This is a genomic window from Paenibacillus polymyxa (assembly GCF_015710975.1).
Lineage (GTDB): Bacteria > Bacillota > Bacilli > Paenibacillales > Paenibacillaceae > Paenibacillus > Paenibacillus polymyxa.
The window spans coordinates 448,829-461,676 of record NZ_CP049783.1; the positions used below are offsets into that span (position 1 = coordinate 448,829).

At 45.8% G+C, this 12,848-nt stretch carries 13 protein-coding genes; 5 read left to right on the top strand and 8 right to left on the bottom strand.

All coding sequences use genetic code 11. From position 1 onward, the window contains the following. The first annotated feature begins 215 nt into the window (after nt 1–215). The 4 genes from G7035_RS02470 to G7035_RS02485 are packed head-to-tail and all read left to right on the top strand — an operon-like array spanning nt 216 to nt 3,555. Nucleotides 216–1,400 carry an acetyl-CoA C-acetyltransferase gene (locus tag G7035_RS02470; protein WP_019686440.1) on the top strand — a complete coding sequence of 395 codons (1,185 nt, stop codon included), beginning with the start codon at nt 216–218 and terminating at the stop codon, nt 1,398–1,400. 58 nt (nt 1,401–1,458) lie between these two features. Beyond that, complete coding sequence (locus G7035_RS02475; protein ID WP_019686439.1) at nt 1,459–2,199, top strand: acetoacetate decarboxylase; 741 nt, start codon at nt 1,459–1,461, stop codon at nt 2,197–2,199. Nucleotides 2,200–2,237: 38 nt separating this feature from the next. Then, entirely contained in the window at nt 2,238–2,906 is a 669-nt protein-coding gene (locus tag G7035_RS02480) for a CoA transferase subunit A (RefSeq protein WP_016821212.1), read from the top strand. Further along, nucleotides 2,899–3,555, top strand: a complete 657-nt coding sequence (locus G7035_RS02485; RefSeq protein WP_019686438.1) for a 3-oxoacid CoA-transferase subunit B — start codon at nt 2,899–2,901, stop codon at nt 3,553–3,555. The genes G7035_RS02480 and G7035_RS02485 overlap by 8 nt, the downstream gene beginning before the upstream one ends. 131 nt (nt 3,556–3,686) lie before the next feature. On the opposite strand, the gene G7035_RS02490 is transcribed toward G7035_RS02485, so the two are convergent. Beyond that, complete coding sequence (locus G7035_RS02490; RefSeq protein ID WP_019686437.1) at nt 3,687–3,866, bottom strand: H-type small acid-soluble spore protein; 180 nt, start codon at nt 3,864–3,866, stop codon at nt 3,687–3,689. Between the two features lie 53 nt (nt 3,867–3,919). Next, complete coding sequence (locus G7035_RS02495) at nt 3,920–4,159, bottom strand: hypothetical protein (RefSeq protein WP_019686436.1); 240 nt, start codon at nt 4,157–4,159, stop codon at nt 3,920–3,922. Between the two features lie 208 nt (nt 4,160–4,367). Between G7035_RS02495 and ku the strand changes: the two genes are divergently transcribed. Continuing rightward, entirely contained in the window at nt 4,368–5,282 is a 915-nt protein-coding gene (gene ku / locus G7035_RS02500; RefSeq protein ID WP_019686435.1) for a non-homologous end joining protein Ku, read from the top strand. Nucleotides 5,283–5,463: 181 nt separating this feature from the next. Here the strand turns inward: ku and G7035_RS02505 are convergent, their stop codons facing one another. The 6 genes from G7035_RS02505 to G7035_RS02530 form a co-directional block, all read right to left on the bottom strand. Then, the gene (locus G7035_RS02505; protein ID WP_019686434.1) at nt 5,464–6,795 is read right to left on the bottom strand and encodes an erythromycin esterase family protein; all 1,332 of its coding nucleotides are present in this window, start codon (nt 6,793–6,795) and stop codon (nt 5,464–5,466) included. Nucleotides 6,796–7,453: 658 nt separating this feature from the next. Further along, nucleotides 7,454–9,319 (bottom strand): ABC transporter ATP-binding protein, encoded by a 1,866-nt coding sequence (locus G7035_RS02510; protein ID WP_019686432.1) that lies wholly within the window; start codon nt 9,317–9,319, stop codon nt 7,454–7,456. Between the two features lie 20 nt (nt 9,320–9,339). Next, nucleotides 9,340–10,866, bottom strand: a complete 1,527-nt coding sequence (locus tag G7035_RS02515) for a nucleotidyltransferase family protein (protein WP_019686431.1) — start codon at nt 10,864–10,866, stop codon at nt 9,340–9,342. 57 nt (nt 10,867–10,923) lie between these two features. Continuing rightward, nucleotides 10,924–11,409, bottom strand: coding sequence for a lasso peptide biosynthesis B2 protein (locus G7035_RS02520; protein WP_029514890.1), 486 nt, complete (start codon nt 11,407–11,409; stop codon nt 10,924–10,926). Between the two features lies 1 nt (nt 11,410). After that, nucleotides 11,411–11,713 (bottom strand): lasso peptide biosynthesis PqqD family chaperone, encoded by a 303-nt coding sequence (locus tag G7035_RS02525; protein WP_019686429.1) that lies wholly within the window; start codon nt 11,711–11,713, stop codon nt 11,411–11,413. Further along, a complete protein-coding gene (locus tag G7035_RS02530) occupies nt 11,700–12,755 on the bottom strand; it encodes a dephospho-CoA kinase (RefSeq protein ID WP_019686428.1) in 1,056 nt (351 codons plus the stop codon). The genes G7035_RS02525 and G7035_RS02530 overlap by 14 nt, the downstream gene beginning before the upstream one ends. Nucleotides 12,756–12,848: the final 93 nt, after the last annotated feature.

Sequence of the window (12,848 nt, forward strand, 5' to 3'; positions counted from 1 at the left end):
TCTGTATTAGAACTATGATAATTCTGGTTTTAATTTCCAGAAAGGAAAGAAGGCGATCGGACCGTCATACTCACTGTCTTAGGCACCATGATATGCCCGCATGTAAATGTATCTTGCAGTTTTTACGTTTCGTAGGTTAGGACCGGAATTACGAATGGAAGTGCAGTCATGGATGTATTGTGTCCTTGAACACAGCGAAAGGAATGTGAGTTTTTATGAAAAAAGTAGCTATAGTAAGCCCGTTGAGAACAGCGGTCGGTTCATTTAATAAAGCTCTTGCCCCCCTGAGCGCTCCTGAACTGGGAGCAACCGTGATGACAGCATGCCTTCAGCAAAGTAAATTAGAGCCTTCTTTGATTGATCAAATTTTTATGGGAAATGTTCTTCAAGCGGGCAATGGTCAAAATCCTGCCAGACAGGCGGCACTAAAAGCCGGTATCCCCATTGATGTACCCGAATCAACGATAAACACGGTTTGCGGTTCAGGACTCCATGCCGTCGCGTTAGCTTACGATTCCATATTGGCAGAACAAGGAAACATCGTCTTGGCCGGTGGCATGGAGAGCATGTCGAACGCCCCTTATCTGCTAAAAAATGCTAGAAACGGCTACAAGCTCGGTAACGGTGAATTGGTAGACTCCTTGGTGGCCGATGGCCTAACATGCCCGATCAACCATTACCATATGGGAATTACCGCCGAAAATGTTGCCGAAAAATATGGAATTTCAAGACTTGAGCAAGATGCATTTGCTTATGAAAGCCAGATAAAGGCTGTCGAAGCAAAAAACAACAAGGTTTTTGAAGAGCAAATTGTTCCGGTCATGATCAAAAACAAAAAAGAAACTACTTATTTCACAGAGGACGAACACATAAGAGGAAATACGACGAAAGAAAAACTTTCTCAGTTAAAACCTGCGTTTAAGGAGAACGGAACGGTTACTGCGGGAAACGCTTCGGGCATCAATGATGGTGCGGCGGCTATGCTAGTCGTGTCGGAAGACAAATGTAAGGAACATGCGTTAAAGCCGTTAGCATATATCAAAGGTTACTCGCTTGTTGGTGTTGACCCTGCATATATGGGAATGGGACCGGTAAAAGCCATTTCGTCACTGCTGAAGAAACAGGGAATGTCTATAGATGACATTGATCTCTTTGAAATTAACGAAGCGTTTGCTGCACAAGCTCTAGCGGTGCAAAAAGAGCTTGGAGTTAATCCAGAGAAAGCCAATGTCAATGGCGGCGCGATCGCAATCGGTCACCCTGTTGGTGCAAGCGGTGCTAGGGTATTGGTTACGTTGGTTCACGAAATGGTACGCAGATCTTCACGTTATGGCGTAGTCTCGTTATGTATTGGAACGGGAATGGGAATAGCCATGCTGGTTGAAAATGCACTTATTTAAAGCACGTGTGTTCAAGATAACTTTTTGAAATACCTCTTAAAAAGGAAGGGAGATCGCTATGAATCAAAAAGATGTACTTTCACTCCAATCCATGCCTGCGGCCAGTGGTAGTTATGGACGTCCGCCATGCCGGTTCATCAACCGGGAATTCTTTATTATTACCTATGAATCCGATCCCGCCGCGATTAGACAGGCGGTTCCTGAACCTCTTCAGCCGGATGGAAGTAATACGGTTTCCTATGAATGGATCAAAATGCCCGATTCATCCGGTTTAGGAAGCTATGAGGAAAGCGGCATTGTCATTCCGTGTACTTTTCAGGGAGAACCGTGTAATTTTGTTGCCCAAATGTATTTGGATAATGCACCTGCTATTCTGGGGGGACGTGAAATCTGGGGATTTCCGAAAAAATGGGCGAAGCCTCGCCTGGTCGTTGAGGATACAGAGACGCTGACGGGTACATTGCATTACAATAACGTCCTGGTAGCTATGGGAACCACCCCTTTCAAATATAACGTGCTTGATGAAAAGGAAACGGCTAAAGCCATCGCAAAAACGCAAGTTAATTTAAAATTAATTCCTGATGTAGACGGCACTCCTAAAATTGCTCAGCTAGTGGCATATAATCTTGAAAATATTACTGTAAAAGGAGCCTGGTCAGGGCCTGCCAGATTAAGCTTGATCCCCCATGTCAATGCTCCTGTGGCAGATTTGCCGGTTAAAACTTATGTTGGCGGAAAACATTTTATTGCCAATTTAACGCTTCCATATGGAAGAGTCCTATACGATTATCTCCAATAAAGTTTGCTTTTCTAAAAAATAGATAAGGAGACGGAACCATGAATAAAAAAGTAAACTCCGCTGAAGAAGCAGTTAAGAGAATCAAAGACGGAGATACGGTGATGGTCGGAGGTTTTCTGCAAGGAGGCATTCCAGAAGAACTGGTGCGTGCGCTTGTCGATACAAATTCCGCTGACAATCTTACGATTATTTCCAATGACACAGGCACAACGGAATTATCTATTTATAGACTTGTAAAAAGTGGTAGAGTCAAGCGGATTTTTGCATCCTATATTGGCTCCAATCCCGAAACAGGAAGGCTCTTGATGACAAAAGAAGCGGAGGTTCAACTCTTCCCACAAGGGACGCTCGCTGAAAAAATACGCGCAGGCGGAGCCGGTTTGGGTGGATTTTTAACACCTGTAGGTGTCGGCACCATTGTAGAGGAAGGAAAACAGAAAATCAAAATTGACGAAAGAGAATATTTGCTCGAACTACCGCTCAAAGCCGATGTGGCGCTCATCAGAGCCCATAAAGCTGATGAAGCGGGGAACCTTGTCATCAACGGCACTTCACGCAACTTCAATATGGTGATGGCTACCGCAGCCGAGTATGTAGTTGCTCAGACAGACGAATACGTAAAGGCGGGAGAAATTGACCCCAATCATATCAATGTTCCCGGAATATTTGTCGACGCGATTGTAAAGGTGGGTGGAGACAATGAATAATAGAGAATTGATTATTAGAAGAATAGCCCAGGAATTCAAAGATGGCGAAGTGGTCAATCTTGGTATTGGATTACCTACCATGGCGGTGGACTACATCCCGGAAAATATTAATATTATGCTGCAGGCGGAGAACGGAATTGTCGGCGTTGGTCCCAAAGCAGCTCCGGGAAAAGAAAGACTCGATTGTATCGATTCAGGCGGAAACTACGTTACAACCATGAAAGGAGCCTGCTATATTGACAGTGCGCTTTCATTTTCCATTATACGTGGAGGGCATGTGGACGTTACCGTTCTGGGTGCTCTGGAGGTCGATGAGAAAGGCAACCTTGCAAACTGGATGATCCCAGGGAAAAAGGTGCCGGGCATGGGCGGAGCCATGGATTTGGTGGTTGGAGCCAAGAGAGTGATTGTAGCTATGGAGCATGTGAACAAAAATGGGGCGCCGAAAATACTGAAACAATGTAAGCTGCCCCTAACCGCTGTAAATGTGGTAAAGACCATCGTAACCGAAAAGGGTGTCATCGATGTTATTCCGGGTAAAGGGCTGATGCTCAAGGAAATTGCTCCAGGTTTGTCGGTGGAAGATGTTCAAATGGCAACAGAGGCTGAGTTGATGGTTTCTCCACATTTGAAGACCATTGCAGTGTAAAAACCAGTTCCACCTTCAAATTAACTTGTTTGGCGTTTAACTTGTCTCCACAATCGCACTTATTATATAAAATAAGGTTCGCTAATTGCTCATTGAGCAATTGCGAGCCTTTTTAGGTTGGATTCCCTCTCCTATTGTTCTTCCAATCGATCCACACGAACGGTTTGTGTATTGCCGGGTCTGCTGCCGATCTGTATCGTTGCCATACCATTCGCTTCATCTACATGCTCAATCCAAATCGGTTTGCCATCCAATTGGACGGCAATCGTTTCGTTTGAATCATAAATGGCTTTTGCTCGTTCCACATTCATACTGTTCTCCTCCTGCTCCTTGTTTTTGTGCAATATTTAGAAATATAGGTCACCTAGTCTTCGTCTATAATCCGTTCAACATCCAATGAAGGAAAGCTATGAGAAGGCGAAGTTGAAACTACAGCCTCCAAATCCACATGAGCGACAGCTACGGGAAAAGGCGGCGGCGTTCCATGTGAAAGAGCAAACTCGGGTGGCAATGCATCCTGTTCGCCTGCAACAGGCCCTCGAAAGGCAATCTGACTTTGCCCCACACGATGACTGATCTTCTGAGGATAAGGTTTTCTAGGCATCAATGGTGTACCTCCTTTTGAATCGGATATGACTTAACATTCACCAATAAAACTGAAACCATGCGCAAGTGAAAGCAATTCGCAGCCTACATTTGCACCTCATACAATCCTTTGTGCGAAGCATACTAAGTGAAAAAGGAAATGCTCACAGCCCGGGTGTCCGGAATCGAAATATGAAATATGCGGGTAAAAAAGGAGGACTGGCGGTATGCATACAGTCTGGAAAGGCGCGATCAGCTTTGGGCTGGTTCATGTGCCAGTTAAAATGTTTTCAGCTACTGAGGACAAGGATATTTCCATGCGTTATATTCACAAGGAATGTGGGAGTCCACTGAGCTATGTACGGAAGTGCCCTGTTTGTGATAAGGAGGTTGAATGGGAGGAAATTGGAAAAGGATACGAATATGAAAAAGGAAAATTTGTCATGTTCGACAAGGAGGAACTGGAGCAAGTTAGCGGGCAAGCCGATAAAAATATCGTGATTTTGGACTTTGTGGATTTACAGGAAATTGATCCGATCTACTTTCAGAAAACGTATTATTTGTCCCCAGATCAAGCCGGCTCCAATGCGTATAAGCTGCTCATGAATGCAATGAAGGATACCGGAAAAATCGGGATTGCCCAAATCTCCATCCGCTCGAAAAGCAGTCTGGCAGCCATTCGCGTGCTGGATGAATGCTTGGCGGTGGAGACCATGTTTTACCCGGACGAAATCCGTCCCATTGCTCAAGTTCCCAACTTACCTGGACAGGAGGAGGTTAAAGAGAAAGAGCTGACCATGGCAAAAATGTTGATCGAGCAGCTATCTACCCCTTTTGATGCAGCAAAGTATACGGATCAGTACCGCGAGCGTCTGCTGGATCTTATCCAGCATAAAGTAGCTGGCGAAGAGGTGCGAATTGCCCCAACACAGCCTCAGACCAATGTGGTTGATTTAATGGCTGCCCTCCAAGCCAGTATTGAGGCAGTGAAGCCTGTCGTTACCGATCCTGGTCCTGCTGCGAAAAAACGTCCTGCGCGTAAACCAGCAGCCGTGACAGCACAACAAGCTGTGGCAGGCGACGCCATCTCTCCTGCTCCAGTCAAAAAGAAAAGGAGCCCTGCTAAACGTAAAGAAACGTGAGCTTTACAGGAAAGGAAATAACTAAATGTAGAGACAGAAAATTTTCATTTAGGGGGATGGCGAAGTGTTTCTATCCTACATCCCCTTTAATGGAATAACATGACTGACATTTTTAATCAACTCTATTGACACTTAACACTACCATCAATACTACACTTCGTTGAGCCACATTATTACAAATTTATTGATGTAGTTGAGATGGACTCACTTTTTGAATTTGAACAAGTATATCAAACGATTTACCTAATGATATATCAACAGTTTTTGGTATATTAGGGCCTTCCGTAGTTATTCCAGCGAAAATTGGATGTTGTTGGTTTAACCAAGTTTTTGTCACTCCGTTCGTCTTACGTAAATCTATAATAAATTGATCTTTTTTGACATGTCCAAAGATGTAGTTATAGCTGTTGGGATCATCTGATTTTAATGTTCCATATGGGCCAAATTCACCGTCATTATTATAGACATTATATTGCCCTTCGTAAACTGATGTTCCAATAGATACATACCGCTTTCCATAATACTCCGCTAAATGCTGCCCAGCTACTTTAGGGTATATAAAAGGAATCATATTTGTTTTCGAAACGTGTCCGTTATGTCCCCAAACAATGGTTTTTCCTAAATGTTCTTCAGTCCACTTCGCATTTTCATACATTGCAATATCATGTTTCAAAAAAAGGTCGGATGGTTTATCAGGTGGTGACGCTAACATTGTAGTAAATTGTTCAATAATACGGGCATTTTGTTTTATCCATGCGAACTCTCTGGATTTTCCATTTAGATAGCTTTTATTTTGTTCTAATAAAGCACTGATTTGTTTAGCATCTGAAATATACTTTTCTTTTTCCTTTTGCGTAAGGCTGCCAAAGGTATCCATGTCCTTTGTTACAGGAATAAGCCCTCTTATCTTCTTTTCGACTCTAGGCACAAGATCTGAATTGTTTCTTTTTATATATTCTACTATATTATTATAAACATTCTCGTTTACTGATTGAATATCCATCCCAATGACACGCACTTTAGATTTATGTTTTGGATTAGCATTATATTGCCGAATCCAACTAAGTAGATGTAACATTTCTTTCGTCTTAAATGCAGGTGATAGATGTTGGCTTGGGTTTCCCTTACCAGTAAGAACATATCGATCAAGTTCCAAAGCTCTGTCCCATCCCTCTTCTAAAACTAAGTTGGTAAAGCCCTTTTCAGATACTAAATAATTAACAATGCGGTGTTTCATTGTATAAACTTCATGAGCCCCATGTGTAGCTTCACCTAAACCTACAATTGAAGCTGAACCTACCATATTCTTAAGTGGTTTTAAATCATTAAGAGGTGCAGTTGGATTCGTTGTTTTTAAAGGCTTTGCATGCGCTTCTAACCATTCTGCTATTTGATTTGTATTGTAGGGAGCTGTAACAGAAACTACTGTTTTCGAATCTGCATAAGTACTTCCTACAAAATTAGCCAGCATTATAGCAGAAGCACCAAGTACAATAATCATTTTCTTTTTCATAAAAACCTCCTGAAATACTTACTTATTATTTTCTAAATTCCCTAAAAATCCCCTTTAACCATCAATTTAAAATTCGGCATTCACCTCATGGATTTTTTTGAAGTACGACTCTTTCTGCATACAAGCATATTGGGTCGTCTTCAGTAATCCAATTGTCACTCACTCGCTATCATTTAAGCTAGTTACAAATCTTCACTATTTCATGTGACATGCAATGCTCGCTAACGTATTGATCAGCGCCAGCATGTCACAAAGAAAATGATGACATGTTGATGACAGAGATGACAGCTGTGCGGTTAGTATGGAGCAGTACCATCAATAAAGGCGTGCATCGATATTAATATCGATGCACGCCTTTTGTTGAAAAGGGGGATTGTTATTTAGCTTTTTGTCATTTTCCGTATTTCAAAATCATTTATCAAGTCTTTATAAGTCGTCTTCATTTCTTGTGCGAAAAGATCCCCGTGAGGCTTACGGATTAGACATTGGTATGCCAAAATGGATAAAGATTTGACCTCATTAATTTCAATACTCTTCAAACTAAAGCTTTGTTTTCTTATTACTTTATATTTAGGAACATAAGGATCAGAATAAAAAATATTAGCGCCTTTTTGTTGCAAAATTTTTAGTATATTTATGGAGGGTGACTCTCTTATGACTAAGGGGCGGCGCTGACAGTGCTTTGATACGAAAGTAGCTGACTGAACGCCCCCCGCTCCTCTTCTACCAGTTGGTGGTAGTTCCCCTGCTGTATGACCTCGCCTTGATCCAGAACAACAATTTGATCTGCATGTCTGATCGTTGACAGGCGGTGAGCGATCACGATCAACGTCATTTGACCTTTCATCCGTTCCAATGCTGCCTGAATTGCAGCCTCGTGCTCACCATCCAGTGCACTTGTCGCTTCATCCAGGATGAGTACAGGAGGATGATGCAAAATAGCCCGCGCTAATACCAGCCGTTGACGCTCTCCCCCGGACAGACGAATCCCGCGATCACCAATGACTGTGTCCAGCCCTTCTGGCAGTCTGGATACAAAGTTGTCTGCAGCTGCAAAATGTAACGCCTCCCATAGCTGTTGTTCACTAGCATCCTTATCGGCCAGCTTCAAATTTTCACGGACGGTCGCATGGAACAAAAACGGGTCCTGTGACACATAGCCAAACGACTGCCGCCACAGCGGCAGCAATTTGTCGTCCAGCACATGACCATCGATTTTAATCTGTCCCCCCGTTGGGCGTAAAAAACCCATTAGAACATCGACCATTGTGCTTTTGCCTGCTCCTGATTTCCCTACAATGGCAGTCATTCCCCGGGCGGGTATCAACAAATTAATATGACGTAGGGCAGGCTCTGCCGCACCCTCGTAGCAATAATCCAAATGGCAGCATTCTATTCCATTACGAAAGGATAGGGGTTGCCGTGCAGATGTAGATGTAGATGACAAATGATTTACCGATGAATCGAATGGGACATGATTCTCAGAGGATGTAAGCCCAATTAAAGCAGGATCTGAGAAAGCCTCGCATTCCCGTTGCACTTTGGTTACACTCTCAAAAGCAGAGATCATAGACATAATATATTCCAGGCTCGCTTGTATAAGGGCAAACCTGGGCCATAAGCGGGAAAATATAAGGACGAGCACGATCAGTTTTTCAGGTGTAACATGCAGCCACTGGAGCGACACAAATAGGACACTAACGACAAAAACAGCTGCCGCTATGCGATGAAAAAACTGTGTGGTCGCATTTTGCCGGACAAACTGAGTCGTATTATCCTCCATGCGCTGCGTCAGGGAGCGAAACCAATGAATATTCGCTACTTCCAGCAGATTGCTTTTAATATCTTTCATCCCGTTCATATGATCCGTAATTCCGGCAAAATAAATCTGTGACAGCTCAGTGGTACGGTCACCTAATTGTTTGGCATTTCGGATGGAGCGACGGAACACGACAAACAGCGTCAAGCCACTCAGAAACACCAGCCCGGTTAAAGAAGGGGATAGCCAAAAAGCCAGCGCAATCTGGATTAGCGTAAACATGACGGCCGTGGTCAGTTGAAGAAGCAAATTCGTTCCCTGACTGACACGCGCCAGCTCGGTCGTCATCACGTGGCTAAAATCAGATTTACGCTGACGCAAATAAAAAGCCCACTGCGCCTTCATAAAGGAAGTGTATACGTCTATTCGAAGGGAACGCATAAAACGCTGCTGAATCCGTGAGTTAAGAATGGACTGGTAACGCTGAAGCCAAGCCTGCCCGGTAAGCAGCACGACGAAAAACATTAGCATCCCCGGCAACAGCCAGCTTTTAGGAATGTACGGCAAAAAATAATCAAATCCACCCGACAGAAATGGCATCTCTGAATGACCACCAAATACGCCGATGGCCGCCAGCATAGGAACAAGCATATAAATGCCGACACCCTCCAGTAGGCTGACGATCATCATACATCCAATATTAAGAAATAACGCCCCGCCGTTCACGCTATACAGCTTGGTCATATATAATCGCAGGTGAGTCATCATGTACACTCCTTATCGGGTTAGTGCTTTGAAAATCGACGTTTTAGCCAAAGAAATGGACGTAAAGGAATATACAAAAAATGCAGCTGGCGAGGCAGTGGGCAAATGACTGAATCCCTCGTAGAAGGAAACACACGGCTGATGAGATACCATAGTCTGTGCCTTGGCTCCTTTAAGGAAAGCAAGTAAGCGCGGCTAACCGGCTGAGGGGTAAACGCTGTTGTTGTAGCTCCAGCAATGGCTGGACTGGAGGCGACTGTAGCAGCACCTACAGGCTTGGCAAGGCTACTTACAGCAGTGTTCACTGTATTCACCGGGTCACCAAGGATGCTGCTGGCATCTTTCGATATGCCAGCAGCACTACTGACGGCGTACAGAACAGCTTCGCCCGAGGTTCCGTTAGCTGAAATACCGCCATCCGAAGGGGCGGTATTCATTGACTCGGTCAAAGCTACGTTAGGCAATAGCTCTGGCTGAACGAGTCTGCCTGTACCCGCCCCATTGGCAACCGGGTACGGCGCAGGGACGCTGGCCTGCATAAAAGCCAGCGCGCTCAGCGCAAGCCTGTGCGCCTGCCGGGTAGCCGATATCGGACGCATCGGCTCCGGGATCGGCGTACCGAACAGCGCAGCGGCCAGTGCCCAAGCCTGCCCGCCCGCGGGCAGGCCTCCGTAACGGCGCATTTGCGGCAGTAGCGCCCCCCAATCGACAGCGCGTACCGCAAGCCTGTCAATATCAACCAACCAGCGCAGCCTGAACCAGCCGTGACGCGCTCCGTGTGCGCTGAGGTACAGAAATTGATGCTCGCTGCCAAGCGTATACATACAGGATGTCGTCACATTCCTGCTGTCGGCAGAAGTCGCTGGTGCCATCTGACTGGCTCGAACTGCTGGGGCTTTATCCATTTGCCGGCAGTCCCAAAGCTCGTCAAAGGAGGGCTCCCGCCCCCCATCCGGGTGAAGCCGCCAGTGCAACTCGACTTCGACCCTCTTTTGCGGTTGTAGGAAGGAGGCATGATGATCCTTCCACTTCCAGCTACCAAGGACGCGCGCTTCTCCGCTTTTGGACGCATACCCAGCTTCCTTCATCCAGTGCTCCGCTTCATCCATGTCATTCGGGGCAATAAGTAAATCAATGTCTTTAGAGGTACGCAGGGAAACATCCCCGTACAATTGCTGCGCCAGAGCAGGACCCTTCAACATCAGCACACGGATTCCATGAGCTGTGAGCAGCCTGGTCAGACGCTCGGCTTCTGCTTGAAGATGGAGCATGCGCAGCGTGTTTCGATGATATTGCGCCTGAAGGTTTCGCAGCAATTCTGCGGGAATGAACGGGTGATTCAACGTTTTCAGCTGGAGATACACCGTAGGTATCACACGATGGTGTTCTGTCAGACGCAGCAAGCGGGACCAATCGATCTCCTGCAACTGGGAAGCAGTCATCGTATTCTGCCATAGATTGACGTCTTTACGAAGTAGAGAGAGTAACAACGTTAATTCTTGATCCTCATTCCAATTCGCAAGTTCCAAAATAGACTTGGTGGTCATGGATTCTTCTCCTTCGATTCATTGAACGTTCTTTGTTCCTTTTATATCGCACTAAAACTAAAACAGAGAACTGCCTTTATCCGCTGTCCTCGTATTTGTAGCTGTCCCAGCACGTCTCCCGAATATTCCCACCACGGTAAACGCTCCCATCTCCCGTTCTCCCGTAACATAGATCGGCCCACTCCGTACCCATGCATGTGCTGCCAATTGTCCCGCAGCATTTTTGGCTGTGCCCAGATACAGTGTACAGTCCAGTTTTCTGCGTACCAGCAACGTCATAGCGGCAGCGGCTTGTACAAGACAGCTACTGCGCCAAGGAGTATAACGGCTGGCTACATCCACAGCTTGTGAAATGTGACGGATAGACTTCTCCTGCCCGACCTCGCACTGCCAAGAGGTTTCTTCCATACATATTCCCCAAGCCTCTGAGTAATCTCCAAAAGAACGACGCTGGCGAAATCTCGCGCATCCCAGCTCCAGCCAGGCTTCCGGCAACAATCTCCTGACCTCTGGAGACAAGAGAAGAAGCCGTTGTATCCGCATGTTAGTTCAACTCCCGCAGGAGCCTCAGCAATCCTTCCCGCTCCAATTCAGCTACAAAGGTATGCACCTGCTGTCTGCACTGTTCCTCGTCCACTTCATATTCATTCGTCAGGACAGTTACAATATCTTCAATTGAAGGGCTGAATTCTGCCAATTCCCAGATCCGTCCTCCTGTGAAGCCCAAATTATAATACTTTCCCGTATGAATACTCATCATCACTTTTTCTCCGTCCATATCACTTACATAGACCTCTTCACTATACGTGATGCGATAATGATCCTTAGCTGGATTAATGGCTGCCATAACTCTTTTCCTCCTTATGAATGAGTTCAAGTACACGTTGTACAACCTCGGACGCCGTAAAGAAGGAGCTGTCCCTAAGCAGCCGCCAGCCTTCCACTTTCCGAGCCATCCGAGCCGCTGTATCAAAATACCATTCACCCAAACCCATTCGCGGAATGATCGCCCTACGATATGTATGCTGTAGTAATGTATGCAAGCACTCCAGTTTGTTCAAGGGCTGTTCCGTAACCACCACTGGCTCCCCTTCACGCATCGACTCACGGTTGGGAGAATCGCTCACAAGCTCGAATACACCGCCCAGGGGAAGCGGATCGTTATAAAATTCGTCCACAGCAGGCACGGCATATTTATTGAGCTCACCTGCAATCCTACGCAAATCTTGGTATTGTGTCCTTACAGGATTACCGTCAGTTAGGGAAAGAACATGCTTTCTTTGCCGTACATACTTGTTCTCCCGTAATGCCTCCAATTGAAGCAAGCTTTCCAGTCCCAGCTTCTGCTGCGGATATGCCGGATATACGATGGCTGCGGAAGCTGTCACGTTTATAGCAATCACATCATCACTGATCATCTGATAGCCAGCCTGTCTAAAGGCAGCAGCCAGCGTCGATTTTCCCGTGCCGGATTCACCTACAAATGCATAGACCCGACCTCCGATGACGACCGCACTTCCGTGAATAGGTAAAACCCGTTTTTGCAACAGTAGAACACCCATGCATGTGCCCAGTACAAACAACCGCACGGTGTCAGGATCAGCCCTTGGCAACATACTTACCTCGATTTCCTTGCCTCCCCTGATGGCATAAATGGCCGTGCCCGGTATTAGGAACATAAAGCGTTCACCCTGCATTACAAAATTGGCCTGCTCCAGTTGGTCCCTCCATGCTGACAAATCAACCTGCCGGATGACCACATCCTCTACCAATCCCGGTTCTGCTGGGATCAACTCAGGCAGAGTCAGCTCACTGGCAATCCTGAGTCCAAAGGCTGTATATTTCACCCAACTGTTATGGGCACTCCTGTCATGCGCGATAGGACTCACTCCCTGTTCTTAAAATTCCGTCTTTATTTCTTCCGGTCCAACCTAACCCGAATGAAATAAAGACGGCTCGTGATCAGTAAGCTATCTGGATCT